At 62.2% G+C, this 16,097-nt stretch carries 15 protein-coding genes; 12 read left to right on the plus strand and 3 right to left on the minus strand.

Annotated features, from left to right (window positions below; genetic code table 11):
* Positions 1-109 precede the first annotated feature (109 nt).
* Positions 110-1,228, minus strand: a complete 1,119-nt coding sequence (locus OKC30_RS14205; RefSeq protein WP_160838421.1) for a fatty acid desaturase — start codon at positions 1,226-1,228, stop codon at positions 110-112.
* 149 nt (positions 1,229-1,377) lie between these two features.
* Here OKC30_RS14205 and fabR point away from each other — a divergent pair, with 149 nt between their 5' ends.
* Together fabR and OKC30_RS14215 are read left to right on the plus strand one after the other, a co-directional pair.
* A complete protein-coding gene (gene fabR / locus OKC30_RS14210) occupies positions 1,378-1,998 on the plus strand; it encodes an HTH-type transcriptional repressor FabR (protein ID WP_010672598.1) in 621 nt (206 codons plus the stop codon).
* A 19-nt stretch (positions 1,999-2,017) separates the two neighbouring features.
* Entirely contained in the window at positions 2,018-2,383 is a 366-nt protein-coding gene (locus tag OKC30_RS14215; protein WP_010672599.1) for a YijD family membrane protein, read from the plus strand.
* A 33-nt stretch (positions 2,384-2,416) separates the two neighbouring features.
* Here the strand turns inward: OKC30_RS14215 and OKC30_RS14220 are convergent, their stop codons facing one another.
* Positions 2,417-2,731: a DUF1145 domain-containing protein gene (locus OKC30_RS14220; protein WP_010672600.1), complete on the minus strand. Its 315-nt coding sequence runs from the start codon at positions 2,729-2,731 to the stop codon at positions 2,417-2,419.
* A gap of 108 nt (positions 2,732-2,839) precedes the next feature.
* The gene (gene rsmD / locus OKC30_RS14225; RefSeq protein ID WP_029313522.1) at positions 2,840-3,469 is read right to left on the minus strand and encodes a 16S rRNA (guanine(966)-N(2))-methyltransferase RsmD; all 630 of its coding nucleotides are present in this window, start codon (positions 3,467-3,469) and stop codon (positions 2,840-2,842) included.
* Between the two features lie 110 nt (positions 3,470-3,579).
* Here rsmD and ftsY point away from each other — a divergent pair, with 110 nt between their 5' ends.
* The 10 genes from ftsY (at position 3,580) to hutH (ending at position 15,979) form a co-directional block, all read left to right on the plus strand.
* On the plus strand, positions 3,580-5,502 hold the full coding sequence (gene ftsY / locus OKC30_RS14230; protein ID WP_160838425.1) for a signal recognition particle-docking protein FtsY: 1,923 nt from the start codon (positions 3,580-3,582) through the stop codon (positions 5,500-5,502).
* A gap of 222 nt (positions 5,503-5,724) precedes the next feature.
* A complete protein-coding gene (gene ftsE / locus OKC30_RS14235; protein WP_270664207.1) occupies positions 5,725-6,393 on the plus strand; it encodes a cell division ATP-binding protein FtsE in 669 nt (222 codons plus the stop codon).
* A complete protein-coding gene (gene ftsX, locus OKC30_RS14240) occupies positions 6,393-7,346 on the plus strand; it encodes a permease-like cell division protein FtsX (RefSeq protein ID WP_270664209.1) in 954 nt (317 codons plus the stop codon). The genes ftsE and ftsX overlap by 1 nt, the downstream gene beginning before the upstream one ends.
* 452 nt (positions 7,347-7,798) lie before the next feature.
* Positions 7,799-8,653 carry an RNA polymerase sigma factor RpoH gene (rpoH, locus tag OKC30_RS14245; RefSeq protein ID WP_029313526.1) on the plus strand — a complete coding sequence of 285 codons (855 nt, stop codon included), beginning with the start codon at positions 7,799-7,801 and terminating at the stop codon, positions 8,651-8,653.
* A gap of 127 nt (positions 8,654-8,780) precedes the next feature.
* Positions 8,781-9,440, plus strand: a complete 660-nt coding sequence (gene can / locus OKC30_RS14250) for a carbonate dehydratase (protein WP_010672606.1) — start codon at positions 8,781-8,783, stop codon at positions 9,438-9,440.
* 10 nt (positions 9,441-9,450) lie between these two features.
* On the plus strand, positions 9,451-10,155 hold the full coding sequence (gene hutC / locus OKC30_RS14255; protein ID WP_041212197.1) for a histidine utilization repressor: 705 nt from the start codon (positions 9,451-9,453) through the stop codon (positions 10,153-10,155).
* 374 nt (positions 10,156-10,529) lie between these two features.
* Complete coding sequence (hutI, locus tag OKC30_RS14260) at positions 10,530-11,765, plus strand: imidazolonepropionase (protein WP_160839418.1); 1,236 nt, start codon at positions 10,530-10,532, stop codon at positions 11,763-11,765.
* Positions 11,758-12,696, plus strand: a complete 939-nt coding sequence (hutG, locus tag OKC30_RS14265) for a formimidoylglutamase (protein WP_039040414.1) — start codon at positions 11,758-11,760, stop codon at positions 12,694-12,696. The genes hutI and hutG overlap by 8 nt, the downstream gene beginning before the upstream one ends.
* A gap of 45 nt (positions 12,697-12,741) precedes the next feature.
* A complete protein-coding gene (gene hutU / locus OKC30_RS14270; RefSeq protein WP_042015303.1) occupies positions 12,742-14,445 on the plus strand; it encodes a urocanate hydratase in 1,704 nt (567 codons plus the stop codon).
* 1 nt (position 14,446) lies between these two features.
* Positions 14,447-15,979 carry a histidine ammonia-lyase gene (hutH, locus tag OKC30_RS14275; protein WP_160839416.1) on the plus strand — a complete coding sequence of 511 codons (1,533 nt, stop codon included), beginning with the start codon at positions 14,447-14,449 and terminating at the stop codon, positions 15,977-15,979.
* Positions 15,980-16,097: the final 118 nt, after the last annotated feature.

The raw sequence follows: 16,097 nt of genomic DNA on the forward strand, positions 1-16,097 counted from the left end.
ATCATGCCTCCCTCATTTTTAGCCCTGATACTACGTGGACTGGAACTCAAATTCTCTTAAGTGAACAGCATTGCGCCTGCTGGCGGTCTTTTGCGTGATGTCTCGGCGATCAGGCGAGGCCCGCCAGCAGACGACTCCAGTTGCGCTTGGCAACGAGGAAACCGTCTCGCAATGTGCGGTACTCCAGTTGCAGCCTGAGCCTGTCGTAGCGTGCGAGGGCTGTGCGCTTGCGCTGCTCCAGCAGTGACTTGCGGCTGGCATAGTAGTGCTGGATCTGCAGGCTCAGCTTGTCGTACTCCTCCTGCAGCAGTGCCTGCCAGCGTTCCCTGTCGTCCTGCTGGTGCACTCTGGCCTGGGCGCGCTTGAGTTGCATCTCCAGCCTGGCCTGCTCGATGCGTTCCTCCGGGCAGGATCTCAGGTCTTTGGCGAGCCCGCACCAGGCGGCGGTGCGGATCAGCCACTTGGTGGGATCGAACTGCCACCACTGAATGCCGTTGCGGTAGTCGTTCTCGAACAGGTGATGGAAGTTGTGATAGCCCTCGCCAAAGGTGAAGAAGGCCAGGATGCCGTTGTCCCGGGCGCTGTTGCGATCCGTGAACGGCTGGCTGCCCCAGATGTGGGCCAGGGAGTTGATGAAGAAGGTGGTGTGATGGGTCATCACCATGCGCAGCACCCCGGCCAGCAGCATCATGCCGAGCAAATCCCCGTGCAGGAGGCCGAGCAGCAGCGGAATGCCGATGTTGGTGACCAGAGCCAGGGCGAGATAGTGCCTGTGCTGGAAGGCGACCACGGGGTTGTTTTGCAGGTCGCGTACATTGCTGTAGTCGTGGTAGGTATCGCGCTGGTATTCCCGCAGCATCCAGCCGATGTGGGAGTACCAGAAGCCGCGACCCGCACTGTAGGGATCCTTCTGGTTGTCATCCACGTGGCGGTGGTGGCGGCGATGATCCGAGGACCAGTGCAGCGCCGAGTTTTGCAGGGCGAGCGCGCCTCCGATGGCGAAGATCCATTGCAGGGCCGGGTGCGCCTTGTAGGACTTGTGGGACCAGAGCCTGTGGTAGCCGGCGGTGATGGAGATGCCGCAATAGCAGAACAGCAGCAGGAAGCAGAGCCACTGCCAGAGGTCGTAGCCCTGGCTCAGTCCATACCAGGGGACCGCTATCAGTGCCGTGAGCCCGGAGAGGGCGAACAGCAGGGTGTTGGTCATGATGATCGGGGGGCGGTCCATTTCACTCGGCTCCTTTCAGCGAACAGCTGTTCACTATTCTCCATTGAGCCGGAATGCGGGTCAATGGTAAAAAAGTCGGAGACAAACCTGATCCCGGCCCCGCCTTCGGGTTATCATCTGGCCTCGCTAATCTCAAGGTGACTGTTTTCGTGGGTATTCGCGCGCAACAAAAAGAAAAAACCCGGCGTACGCTGATCGAGGCGGCGTTCAGTCAACTCTGCGCCAACCGCAGTTTCTCCAACCTCAGCCTGCGGGAAGTGGCCAGAGAGGCGGGCATAGCGCCGACCTCCTTCTATCGCCACTTTCGGGACATGGAAGAGCTGGGGCTGACGCTGGTGGACGAGGGAGGGCTGACCCTGCGCCAACTGATGCGCCAGGCGCGCCAGCGCATTGCCGGTGGTGGCAGCGTCATCAGCACCTCGGTGCAGACCTTCATGGAATTCGTCGAAAACAACCCGAACATCTTCCGGCTGCTGCTGCGCGAGCGCTCCGGCACCTCGGCTGCATTCCGTCAGGCGGTGGCCCGGGAGATCCAGCACTTCATCGCCGAGCTGACCGATTATCTGGAAGCCACCACGCAGGCGCCACGGGAAGAGGCCTATATCCAGGCCGAGGCCATGGTGACCATCGTCTTCAGCGCCGGTGCAGACGCCCTCGACATGACTCCGGAAGAGTGCAAGGCACTGTCGGAGCGCACCATCAGCCAGTTGCGGATGATCGCCATGGGCGCCGAGGTGCAGAACCGCAAGCGCCACGAATCTCTCACATAACGCAAGGATGGACAGCCTCATGCATGAACCGAACGCGATTCCGAAGAAGCCCCTGGTGCTGGCCCTGCTGATCGGTATCTGTGGCGATGCCTTTCTGTCGGCCTTGACGGAGTCGGTCGTCCCCTTCTCCTTCTACCCCCTCATCGCCCTGTTGCTGGCGGCCAGCCAGCTCTATCAGCACTATCGCCATGAGCCCATGGTGGGCAACACACCCAGCTGCATCCTGCTCTGCTTCTTTATCGGCGTGTTCGGCCATTCTGCCCTGGTCAAGGTGCAGTACCCCGAGCTTGGCAGCAACTTCTTCTCCCTCATTGCCATGCTGCTGCTGCTCGCCGCTCTCTCCATCAAGCTGGGAATCAGCCTCGGAAAAACGCAAAAGGAGTGACGAATCACTCCTTCTGGTCGGGCCGGGGGTGGCCTAGTCGGCCCTGGGGGGAGTCTCTCCCTTCTTCCTGGCGTCTATGATGGCCTGCAGCTTGGTGCGGATATCCATCATGCCGAACACCCCGAAGATCAGCACCTGGGTGAATTCGAGACGAGTGACCGCGAAGTAGGGTTTGCAGGCCGCCTTGATCATGCTGGCCTGTACCCAGTGCATCAATATCACGATGACGCCGCACACCGGCAGAAAGCCGTTCAGTTTGCCCGGCAGGGTGCCCAGCAGGGCGAGTGCCACACCGAACCAGAAGAACAGCAGCACCCCCATCGCCAACAGATTAAACACCCGCTTCATCGTTTACCTCCCGTACATAGAGTTGATAGCAGGCCTGATGTGATCGACCTGCTTGTCCTTGAGCCGTTGTCCAAATTGACGGAGAAGGGGACTGTGCCCATCTCCCCTTTAAACAGCAGCGTCATGCTTGGTGTCCCGCAGATAGAGCTGATAGCAGACCTGACCCGCCTGCTTGTCCTTGAGTAGTTTCCAGCTGGCGGGCAGCGCCAGATCGGCCATCTCTTTTTCCCGCTCCAGATAGATGAGGGCATCGGATGCCAGCCAGCCGCGCTGCTCGAGCAGCTCGCACACCTGGGGCAGCAGCTCGCGACGAAACGGTGGGTCCAGAAAGACCAGATCGAACGGCGTGGCCGGGCCTTGCAGCCAGCTCACGGCATCAGCCTGGATCACCTGCCCCTGGCTGCTGCCCAGGGTCGTCAGGTTCTTCTTGAGCTGGTCGGCGGCGCCTCTGTCCATCTCGATCAGGGTGACCTGTTCGGCATAGCGGGACAAGGCTTCCAGCCCCAGCCCGCCGCTGCCGGCGAACAGATCCAGACAGCGGGTACCGCGCACGTGGGGAGCCAGCCAGTTGAAGATGGTCTCCTTGACGCGATCCGTGGTGGGTCTGAGCCCTTCCACATCCCTGACGGGGAGTTTGCGCCCCTTCCATTGGCCGCTGATGATTCGTACCACGCCCGCTCGCCCCTGGGGGGCCGGGCTCTTGCTCGGGCTGTTACGGCTGGATTTCACTCTGGGCATCGCGTTTCGTCGTCAGAAAATAAAGTGATAGTATAAGGCGGTTCATTTTTATGCCGACCCGCCGAGGGACGGCTATCTTAGCAGTCAGCCTTTGATGTGAGTATTTTTAGATGGCAAAAGGTTTGTTTTCCTGGCTGGGTTTCGGCCGCAAGAAAGAAGAGGCTGAGGCCGTTCCATCGCAGGCGCCCGACGCTACCCCGGCGGTAGTCGAGTCGGAGGCCGCCGCTGTTCCCGCGCCTGTCGCCGATGTTGCCCCGGCTGATGCCCCCGCCGCCAAGCCCGAAGCGCTGCTGAGCGGCCCTGACGAAGGCCCTCTGGTTGTGGAAGAGCCGGAGGGCGAGCTTGAGCCCGTCATCGTCAATGAGGCCTTGATCTCAACCGAAGCTCAGGTCGCAGAAGAAGCCATTGTCGCCGCCGAAGCCCGCGCTTTGGAAGAGGCCCGTGTTGCCGCCGAAGCTCGCGCTGCGGAAGAGGCTCGTGTTGCCGCCGAAGCCCGCGCCGCAGAAGAGGCCCGTATTGCCGCCGAGGCTCGTGCTGCAGAAGAGACCCGTATTGCCGCCGAGGCTCGCGCTGCAGAAGAGGCCCGTGTTGCCGCCGAAGCTCGCGCTGCGGAAGAGGCTCGTGTTGCCGCCGAAGCCCGAGCCGCAGAAGAGGTCCGTGTTGCCGCCGAAGCTCGCGCTGCGGAAGAGGCTCGTGTTGCCGCCGAGGCTCGCGCTGCAGAAGAGGCCCGTATTGCTGCCGAGACCCGCGCTGCGGAAGAGGCTCGCATCGCCGCCGAGACTCGCGCCGCAGAAGAAGCCCGTATTGCCGCCGAAGCTCGCGCTGCAGAAGAGACCCGTATTGCCGCCGAGGCTCGCGCTGCAGAAGAAGCTCGCATCGCTGCCGAAGCCCGTGCAGCAGAAGAAGCTCGTATTGCCGCCGAAGCTCGCGCTGCGGAAGAGGCTTGTATTGCCGCCGAAGCTCAGGCTGCCGAGGACGCTCGTGTCGCCAAAGAGGCCCAGAGAGCGGAAGATTTGCGTCTGGTCGCCGCGATGGAGGCTGAGGCCGCCGCGCTGGCCGCTCTGCCGCTGGCCGCCAAGGTGGACGACGACACTCAGGAGAAGCCGCAGCGGGAGGGCTTCTTTGCCCGCCTCAAACGCAGCCTGGTGCGTACCAGGGAGAATATCGGTTCCGGTTTCTTCGGCCTGTTCAGCGGCAAGAAGATCGATGACGATCTGTTCGAAGAGCTGGAGACCCAGCTGCTGACCGCCGATCTTGGCGTCGACACCACCACCCGCATCATCGAGGGGCTGGTACAGCACGCGGACCGCAAGCAGCTCAAGGACGCCGAGGCGCTCTACGGTCTGCTCAAACAGGACATGGGCGAGATGCTGGCCAAGGTCGAGCAGCCCCTGGTGATCGACACCAGCAAGAAGCCTTACGTCATCCTGATGGTCGGTGTGAACGGCGTCGGCAAGACCACCACCATCGGCAAGCTGGCCAAACAGTTCCAGGCCGAGGGCAAGAGCGTAATGCTGGCCGCTGGCGATACCTTCCGTGCCGCTGCGGTCGAGCAGCTGCAGGTGTGGGGTCAGCGCAACAACATTCCGGTGATTGCCCAGCACACCGGTGCCGACTCCGCCTCCGTCATCTATGACGCCATCGAGGCTGCCCGCTCCCGCGGGGCTGACGTGCTGATCGCCGATACCGCCGGCCGCCTGCAGAACAAGAGCAACTTGATGGAGGAGCTCAAGAAGGTGGTGCGGGTGATGAAGAAGCTGGACGATGCCGCGCCCCACGAGATCATGCTGACTCTGGACGCAGGCACCGGCCAGAACGCATTGAGCCAGGCCAAGCTGTTCAGCGAGGCGGTGGGCCTGACCGGTATCACCCTCACCAAACTGGACGGTACCGCCAAGGGGGGTGTCATCTTCGCGGTGGCCGACAAGTTCCAGATCCCGATCCGCTACATCGGGGTGGGCGAGGGGATCGACGATCTGCGCCCGTTCGTCGCCAACGACTTCATCGAGGCGCTCTTCAGCCGCGAAGAATAAATCCGGCTGACATGAGCCGGCCCGGCCGTGACAAGCATGTGTTCCATACCCCGACTCCGGTCGGGGTATGTCACTATGAGGGCGCAGGCATGGCTCATCCGGACAAGGATGACATGTGGCATGGTTGTGACCGGTGTTGTCATCTAGGTGTTGTGCCGGTACGGGGGAGTGAGCGCCCCATGCTTTATCCCGGTCGGGGTTTGTCAATCTCAGGGAACCGTTATGATTTGTTTTGACAAGGTCAGCAAGGTCTACAGTGGCGGTCATCAAGCGCTGCAAAAGGTCAGTTTTCACCTGCGCAAGGGGGAGATGGCCTTCCTGACCGGCCATTCGGGGGCGGGCAAGAGTACCCTCCTCAAGCTCATCAGCGTGATGGAACGACCGACCGACGGCCGCGTCTTCTTCCACGGCGATGACGTCAGCCACATCCAGCGCAGTCAGATCCCCTACGTGCGCCGCCAGATCGGTATGATCTTCCAGGATCACCGCCTGTTGATGGATCGTACCGTGTTCGACAACGTCGCCCTGCCCCTGGTGATCGATGGCTACAGCCATGGGGACATCAACAAGCGGGTGGCGGCGGCGCTCGACAAGGTCGGGCTTCTCGGCAAGGAGCGCTACCAGCCGCGCATGCTCTCCGGTGGTGAGCAGCAACGGGTCGGCATCGCCCGTGCCATCGTCAACAAACCCCCCCTGCTGCTGGCGGACGAGCCGACCGGCAACCTGGATCCCCAGCTTTCCATGGACATCATGCGCCTGTTCGAGGAGTTCAACCGCTTCGGCGTCTCCGTGCTGATTGCCACTCACGATCTGGGGCTGATCGCCCGGATGCGCTACCGCACCCTGACCCTCAAGGCGGGTCGCATGTATTCGTCCGGGGAGGATCGCTGATGGCTATTGTTCGTCATAAACAGCCGCCGTTGCGTCGTTTGATGATGTATGGGGTGGATCATGTGCGTCAGGCCTTTGCCAGCCTGGGTGAGCTGTGGCGCAACCCGCTCGCCTCCCTGATGACCCTGGCAGTGCTTGGCGTGAGTCTGGCGCTGCCTTCCTGTTTCCACGTATTGCTGAAGAATGCCGAAGTGGTAGAGGGGAGCTGGCAGACCAGCTCCCAGATCTCCCTCTATCTGCGCAAGGATCTGCCGGAGCAGAGCATCCTCGACATGAAGCAGCGGATCCTGCTCTATCCGGAAGTGGAGTCCGTCACTTATATGAACCGTGACGAGGCGCTCAGGGAATTTCGGCAGATCTCCGGTTTCGGTGATGCCCTGGATTATCTGGACAGCAACCCGCTGCCGCCGGTGCTGAGCGTGATCCCGGATCCGCGCTGGCAGAATCCCGAAGGGGCCGCCGAGCTGCTCGCCAAGCTAGAGAACGAGCCCGGTATCGAGCAGGGCAAGCTGGATCTGCAGTGGTTGACCCGGTTGCAGGGGATCATGAACCTGCTGCGCCACACCATTACAGGTATCGCGGTGTTGCTGCTCTCCGCCGTGTTGCTGATCGTGGGCAACACCCTGCGCCTGAATATCCTGAACCAGCGTTCCGAGATTGAAGTGCTCAAGCTGGTGGGAGCGACCGATGCCTTCATCCACCGTCCCTTCCTCTATACGGGCATCTGGTTCGGGGTCATTGGCGGCATGCTGGCCTGGTGGCTGACCGAGGTGATGGTGATCTGGAGCGAGGGGGTGGTGAAGGAGCTGGCGGGGCTCTACAACAGCAACTTCCGTCTGGTGGGGATGGGGGCGTTCGACGGCTTCAATCTCATACTGCTGGGCGCCCTGCTGGGGTTGATCGCCTCCTGGTTCTCGGTACACAGACACATTCGCGACATAGAACCGTCCTGATTAATTTGTCAGCATTTTAAAGCGCTGGATTTTGCGAACTGGATCAAGTAAAAGAGTGGCCCGTTTCTGGCACGGGCCACTTTCTCAGAGTAATCTGAATGGTGTCTGCGCCGAGGATCATATGTGGATCCTCTGAACCTTTTGATTTATCAATGGTCTATTGACTGCAGCAGAATGAATACGGGTATGGCCCCTATGCCTTGCTCGTCTGACTTGGCAAGCATGTGAAGGTTGCGAGCTCCGCAACAATGGACTTAGCATGCTACTTTTCAGGGGTCCTTTACTGTGACCCCTTTTTTTTGACTGTTCATTTATGATTCATGCCGTCAGCCTAAGATAGGCCGGGTTCATGCTGGGGTGATGTATGATGCAGCACGCAGAATGATACCTGGTCGGTAGACACGTCTTCTCAGGGTGTTAGACTGATTCGATTGAAAAGTAAGAGGTAGAACATGGGAACTTCATTGCAACGCACTATGGCTCTGATTCCGCAAGGTAGTCTGGAAGGCTATATCCAGGCCGTCAACTCGATCCCTGTGCTGAGCGCAGAGGAAGAGCGCGAACTGGCGATGCGTCTGCAGCAGGATGGCGATCTCGAAGCTGCACGCCAGCTCGTTATGTCGCACCTGCGTTTTGTCGTTCACGTGGCCAAGAGCTACTCCGGCTATGGCCTGCCTCAGGCCGATCTGGTGCAGGAAGGCAACATCGGCCTGATGAAAGCCGTCAAACGCTTCGACCCGAGCGTGGGCGTGCGTCTGGTCTCCTTCGCCGTGCACTGGATCAAGGCCGAAATCCACGAATATGTGTTGCGCAACTGGCGCATGGTCAAGGTGGCGACCACCAAGGCCCAGCGCAAGCTGTTCTTCAACCTGCGCAAGTCCAAGAAGCGTCTGGGCTGGCTGAACCACGAAGAGGTGCAGGCCGTGGCTGCCGACCTCGGGGTATCCGCTGCCGACGTCACCGAGATGGAAGCGCGCATGAGCAATTACGATCAGGCCTTCGACCTGGTCGGTGACGATGAAGACGAGGGTGGCTTCGCGCCGGTGCACTATCTGGAAGACAAATCTTCCGATCTCGCGGCGAACATCGAGAACGACAACTGGGACAGCCATGCCACCCGTCGCCTGAGTGCGGCCATGGCGACCCTGGACGAGCGCAGCCAGCACATCATCCGTGCCCGCTGGCTCGATGACGAGAGCAAGACCACCCTGCAGGAGCTGGCCGATACTTACGGCGTCTCGGCCGAGCGGGTGCGCCAGCTTGAGAAAAACGCGCTCAAGAAGCTGAAAGATGCCATGGATGCCTGACGGCCTCCTCCGGTAAGAAGCAGGGCCTGATGGCCCTGTTTTTGTTTTGCGGGGATCTGGTCGGCCTTGCCTTGGTTACCCTTGTGTATGGTATGTTGCCGCCACTGCCACAGTAGGGAGAGCAGAAGTGAAACTGTTGAACGACTTGTTTACCAACAACCGCGAGTGGGCGGAACGGATCAAGGCCGAGGATCCCAATTTCTTCGCTACCCTGTCCGCCCAGCAGGCACCCGAGTACCTCTGGATCGGCTGTTCCGACAGCCGGGTTCCCGCCAACCAGCTGATGGGGCTCTTGCCGGGGGACGTCTTTGTCCACCGCAACGTCGCCAACCTGGTGGTGCACACCGACTTCAACTGCCTCTCGGTGCTGCAATACGCGGTGGAGGTGCTCAAGGTGAAGCACATCATCGTCTGCGGCCACTATGGCTGCGGTGGGGTCAAGGCTGCGATGCAGAACCAGGAGCTGGGTCTCATCGACAACTGGCTGCGCAACATCAAGGACGTCTACTTCAAATACGGCGAACAGCTCGAAGCCATCGAGGATGAGCACGAGCGCTTCGACTACCTGTGCGAGCTGAACGTGGCCGAGCAGGTCGCCAACGTCTGTCACACCACCATCATCCAGAATGCCTGGCGCAAGGGGCAGGAGCTGGCGGTGCACGGCTGGATCTACGGCATCAAGGATGGCCTGCTGCACGATCTCGATCTCTGCATCAGCGGCCCTGACCAGATCCCGGACGTCTATCGCGCCTGGCCGGACATGCGTCCGCCCCATCGTCGCCGCTGAGGACCATCCGGTGGCTCCTGCGCTCTACCTTCAGATAAAGCAGCACATCCTGGACGGGATCCGCGAACGCCACTATCAGGCGGGCGACCGGATCCCGACCGAGGCCGCCCTGTGCGAGCAGTTTGCCGTGAGCCGCATGACGGTGAACAAGGCGCTGCGTGAGCTGGTGGCCGAAGGCTGGCTGGTGCGCACCGCCGGATCCGGCAGTTTCGTGGCCGACAGGCGTACCGAGTCGCCGCTCCTGGCGATTCGCAATATTGCAGACGAGATCGCCGAGCGGGGCAGCGAGTACAGCGCGCGGGTGATCCGGCTGCAACGTCAGGCCGCCGACGAGAAAGTGGCGGTGCGTCTGGGCCTGCGGGTCGGGGCGCCCACCTTTCACAGCCTCATCGTCCATCAGGCCGATGGGGAGCCGCTGCAACTGGAGGAGCGCTTCGTCGATGCCGAGCGACTGCCCGGCTATGGCGAGCAGGATTTCACCCAGCAGACGCCAAACAGCTATCTGATGGAGATCTGCCCCCTCTCCGAGATGGAGCACGTGGTAGAAGCCGTGTTGCCGAGTGCTGGTGAAGCCGGACTGCTGCAAGTGAGGGTCGACACCCCCTGCCTGCTGCTGCACCGGCGCACCTGGTCAGACGGCTGTCTGGTCTCCTATGCCAGATTGTTGTCGCCGGGTTCCCGCTACAAGCTGAGCTCCAAGACGCGTCTCGCATAATTGTATATACAAATTAAGCATTTAAAAGCCCACCTCTCGGTGCAATGCTGTTCAGATAAGCACATTTTTGACTAATTATTCATAAATGCGACTTGAGTTGGGGGAGCAAGGCTGTTTCCAGTCGATGTTCCTTCAGCCTTTATCCAGCGTGGCTTGCAATAGAAAGAGGGAGGCATCATGCCTCCCTCATTTTTTAGCCCTGATACTACGTGGACTGGAACTCAAATTCTCTTAAGTGAACAGCATTGCACCTCTCGGTGGGCTTTTTTGTGCTTACACTCTAATAAAGCCACTGTTATCAAGATGTGAACTTGATCCTTCCTTTCTTTTCAGAGATCGGCTATAAATTATTGTATATACATTTAGGGGTCGGTATGAACAAGGAACTGTTGAACTGCGAGCGGGTCTGGCTCAACGTGACACCCGCCACCCTGCGCCCCGATCTGGCGGACTACGGCCTGCTGGAGCCCCATGCCCTTGGCGTGCGGGATGGCAAGATCCACGCTCTGGTCCCCATGCAGGATCTCAAGGGCCCCTATGCCGCCTCCTGGCAGGACATGAAGGGGAAGCTGGTCACCCCCGGTCTCATCGATTGCCACACCCACCTCATCTTCGCCGGCAGCCGCGCCGAAGAGTTCGAGCTGCGCCAGAAGGGAGTCCCCTATGCGGAGATCGCCCGCAAGGGGGGTGGCATCATCAGCACGGTGCGCGCCACCCGGGCAGCCAGCGAGGAGCGGCTCTATGAGCTGGCGTTGCCGCGGATCAAGTCCCTGATCCGGGAAGGGGTCACCACAGTCGAAATCAAGTCCGGCTATGGCCTCACCCTGGAAGACGAGCTCAAGATGTTGCGGGTGGCCCGTCGTCTGGGAGAGACGCAGCCCATCCGGGTCAAGACCACGCTGCTGGCGGCCCATGCGGTGCCGCCGGAGTATCGCGACGATCCCGACTCCTGGGTCGAGACCATCTGCCAGGAGATCATCCCGGCGGCGGCCGAGGCAGGTCTCGCGGATGCGGTGGATGTCTTCTGCGAGCACATCGGCTTCTCCCTTGCCCAGACCGAGCAGGTCTATCTGGCGGCGGATCAGTACAACCTCGCGGTGAAAGGGCACATGGATCAGCTCTCCAACCTGGGGGGCAGCACGCTCGCCGCCCACTTCGGCGCCCTCTCGGTGGATCATCTGGAATATCTGGATCAGGACGGGATCCAGGCGCTGGCCCACCGTGGCGTGGTCGCCACCCTGCTGCCCACCGCTTTCTATTTCCTCAAGGAGACCAAGCTGCCCCCGATCGCTGCCTTGCGCAAGGCGGGGGTACCCATGGCTGTCTCTTCCGACATCAACCCGGGCACGGCCCCCATCGTCTCCCTGCGCATGGCCATGAACATGGCTTGCACCCTGCTTGGCCTGACCCCGGTGGAGGCCATGGCCGGGGTGACCCGCCACGCCGCCAGGGCGCTTGGCGAGCAGGAACGGCTGGGGCAGCTCAAGGTCGGCATGCTGGCGGATTTCCTTGTCTGGAACTGCGGCCATCCGGCCGAGCTCAGCTACCTCATCGGCGTCGATCAGCTGGTGAGCCGTGTGGTCAACGGGGAGGAAACCCTTCATGGATAAGTTTAACGGGATCGACATGTCGGTCTGGCAGGGGCGTCAGGATCCCGAAGACGGCGAGCTGGCCCTGCGCTGGCACGATAGGGTGCAACCCTGGCAGGGGAATCGCGAACCCGGCGTGGTGCTGCTCGGCTTTGCCTGTGACGAAGGGGTGCGCCGCAACAAGGGGCGGGTCGGCGCGGCCGGTGCACCGCTGGCGGTGCGCAAGCTGCTGGCCAACACGGCCTGGCATCTGGGCGCCCCCGTCTATGACGGCGGGGATCTGGCCTGTGAGGACGGCGATCTCGATGCCGCCCACGGGCGCTTGGCCGAACGGGTCGCGAGTGCGCTGGATCAGGGGCACTTCCCCCTGGTGCTGGGAGGCGGCCACGAGGTGGCGTTCGGTAGCTGGAGCGGCCTGAACCGTCATCTTGGTGGCGAAGGGCGGGTCGGGATCATCAATTTCGACGCCCACTTCGATCTACGCATGAAACAGGAGCAGGCGAGCTCGGGCACCCCCTTCTTCCAGATTGCCGAGCAGTGCGCCGCCCAGGGCACCCCCTTTCACTATGCCTGTCTCGGGGTGGCCGAAACCGCTAATACCGCGGCGCTCTTTGCCCGCGCCGAGGCGCTGGGAGTCTGGCACGTGCTGGACGAGGCGATGACGCAGACCGAGCTGCCAGCCTTGCTAGGCGGGCTGGATGCCTTCATCGCCCGTTGCGACCACCTCTATCTCACCATCGATCTCGACGTGCTGCCGGCGGCGGTGATGCCGGGAGTGAGCGCGCCCGCTGCTCGCGGCGTGGAGCTGGCGGTCATCGAACCGCTCATCGCCCATATCCGGGCCAGCGGCAAGCTCAGGCTCGCCGATCTGGCCGAGTACAACCCGAACCTGGATCAGGACAACCGCAGTGCCCGCGTGGCTGCGCGCCTGGTTCACCAGTTGACCAAGTAGTGGCGCACCGCGCCGCCTGACTGCATCGCTAAACAAGGAGTGTCTATGTCTGTACAACACCAGGATCCCCGCCACGATCCGAGCCGCGTGATCCGTGCTCCCCACGGCACCCAGCTGACCGCCAAGAGCTGGCTCACCGAAGCGCCACTGCGGATGCTGATGAACAATCTGGATCCGGATGTTGCCGAGCATCCCCAGTCCCTGGTGGTGTACGGCGGCATCGGCCGCGCCGCCCGAAACTGGGCCTGCTATGACAAGATCGTCGAGGTACTGACCCGGCTCGAGGACGATCAGACCCTGCTGGTGCAATCCGGCAAGCCGGTCGGGGTGTTCCAGACCCACAAGGATGCGCCGCGGGTGCTCATCGCCAACTCCAACCTGGTGCCCCACTGGGCCAACTGGGAGCACTTCAACGAGCTCGATAAAAAGGGTTTGATGATGTACGGCCAGATGACCGCTGGCTCCTGGATCTACATCGGCACCCAGGGCATCGTGCAGGGCACCTACGAGACCTTCTTCGCGGTGGCGAACCAGCACTTCAATGGCGAGCCCAAAGGCCGCTGGATCCTGACCGGGGGCCTGGGTGGCATGGGCGGTGCCCAGCCCCTTGCCGCCACCATGGCCGGTTTCTCCATGATCGCCGTGGAGTGCGACGAGACCCGTATCGATTTCCGTCTGCGTACCCGCTACGTCGACAAGAAGGCCCACAGCCTGGATGAGGCGCTGGCCATGATCGAGGAGGCCAAACGCAGCGGCACCGCCGTCTCCGTCGGCCTGCTCGGCAACGCCGCCGATGTCTTCGCCGAGCTGGTGGCTCGCGGCATCACGCCGGACGTGGTGACCGACCAGACCTCCGCCCATGACCCGGTACACGGCTACCTGCCCCAGGGCTGGAGCGTGGCTCAATGGCGCGATCTGCAAAAGAGTGCACCGGACGAGGTCAACGTGGCGGCTCGCCGCTCCATGGCCCGTCAGGTCGAAGCCATGCTGACCCTGCAATCCCGCGGCGCCGCCACGCTCGATTACGGCAACAACATCCGCCAGATGGCGCTGGAAGAGGGGGTCAAGAATGCCTTCGACTTCCCGGGCTTCGTGCCGGCCTATATCCGCCCGCTGTTCTGCGAGGGCATTGGCCCGTTCCGCTGGGTGGCCCTCTCCGGTGATCCGGAAGACATCTACAAGACCGACCAGAAGGTGAAGGAGCTGATCCCGGACGATCCCCACCTGCACAACTGGCTCGACATGGCCCGCGAGCGCATCGCCTTCCAGGGCCTGCCGGCGCGGATCTGCTGGGTTGGCGTCAAGGATCGGGTGCGCCTGGGCCTGGCCTTCAATGAGATGGTGAAGAATGGCGAGCTGAAGGCTCCGGTCGTCATCGGCCGTGACCACCTTGACTCCGGCTCGGTGGCGAGCCCGAACCGCGAGACCGAATCCATGATGGATGGTTCCGACGCCGTTTCCGACTGGCCGCTGCTCAACGCCCTGCTCAACACCGCCGGCGGCGCGACCTGGGTCTCTCTGCACCACGGTGGCGGTGTGGGCATGGGCTTCTCCCAGCACTCCGGCGTGGTGATCGTCTGTGACGGCACCGACGATGCCGCCAAGCGGGTCGGCCGCGTGCTGCGCAACGACCCGGCCACCGGGGTGATGCGTCACGCCGACGCCGGCTACGAGATTGCCATCAACTGTGCCCATGAGGCGAAACTGGATCTGCCGATGATCGACGCCACCGGCAAAGGGGTGAAATAAGATGTTCGAACTCAATCTGCAACCGGGCAAACTCTGCCTCGCCACCCTGCGCCGTGTCAGCCGTGAGCCGGTACACGTCAGCCTGGATCCGGCTGCCCTGGCGGGGATCCACGCCTCCGCCGCCGTGGTCACCAAGGTGATCGAGCAAAACCGGGTGGTCTACGGCATCAACACCGGCTTTGGCCTGCTGGCCAATACCCGGATCCCGGTGGAGCAGCTGGACGAGCTGCAACGCTCCATCGTGCTCTCTCATGCGGCAGGAATTGGCGAGTACATGGATGACGCCACCGTGCGGTTGATGATGGTGCTCAAGGTCAACTCGCTCGCCCGTGGCTTCTCCGGCATCCGGCTGACGGTGCTCGAGGCCCTGATGACCCTCATCAATGCCGAAGTCTACCCCGTGGTGCCGAAGAAGGGCTCCGTCGGCGCCTCCGGCGATCTGGCGCCCCTGGCCCACATGAGCTGCCTGCTGATCGGTGAAGGCAAGGCCCGTCACAAGGGCGAGCTGATCGACGCCGCCACTGCCCTGAAGATTGCAGGATTGGAGCCCATCGCCCTGGCGCCGAAAGAGGGGCTGGCCCTGCTCAACGGCACCCAGGCGAGCACCGCCTTCGCGCTGGAAGGGCTGTTCCATGCCGAGGATCTCTACGCCGGCGCCATCACCATCGGTGCCATGAGCGTTGAAGCGGCGCTGGGCAGCCGCCGGCCGTTCGATGCCCGCATCCACGAGGTGCGCGGTCAGCGCGGCCAGATCGATGCGGCCGCCTGCTACCGCCACCTGCTGGTGGACGGCAGCGAGATCGGCATGTCCCACCACAACTGCGAGAAGGTGCAGGATCCTTACTCCCTGCGCTGTCAGCCCCAGGTGATGGGGGCCTGCCTGACCCAGATCCGCCAGGCCGCCGAGGTGCTGGTGTGCGAGGCCAACGCGGTCTCCGACAATCCGCTGGTGTTTGCCGAGGATGAGGAGATCATCTCCGGCGGTAACTTCCACGCAGAACCCGTGGCCTTTGCCGCCGACAACCTGGCCCTGGCCATCGCCGAGATCGGGTCGCTGTCCGAGCGGCGCATGGCGCTGCTCATCGACTCGCGCATGTCCGGCCTGCCGGCCTTCCTGGTGAACAACGGCGGGGTGAACTCCGGTTTCATGATCGCCCAGGTCACTTCGGCGGCCCTGGCCTCCGAGAACAAGACCCTGGCCCACCCGGCCTCGGTAGACAGCCTGCCCACCTCGGCCAACCAGGAGGACCACGTCTCCATGGCCACCTTCGCCGGTCGCCGGCTGGCGGACATGGCCGAGAACACCCGTGGCATCCTGGCGGTGGAACTGCTGGCAGCGGCCCAGGGGCTCGACTTCCGCGCTCCCCTGCGCTCCACCGAGCTCATCGAGCTGGCCAAGGGCCGTTTGCGGGAAGAGGTCAGCTTCTATGACAAGGACAGGTACTTTGCACCGGACATCGAGGCGGCCGCCGCCTTGCTGAGCCGTGCCAGCTACAACGACCTGATCCCGGCCGGGACTCTGCCCAGCCTCTGACCCCGAGTCTGAGCAAACCATAAATAAGACCGCCCATGGGGCTAATGCCAGTCAGTTAAGCCTGACTGGCATTGTTTTTACTAGGTTTTCTCGTCGCATACTTCTGTGGTTTGGCTTT

This window comes from Aeromonas sp. QDB18 (genome assembly GCF_027705325.1).
In the GTDB taxonomy this organism is placed as follows: domain Bacteria; phylum Pseudomonadota; class Gammaproteobacteria; order Enterobacterales; family Aeromonadaceae; genus Aeromonas; species Aeromonas caviae.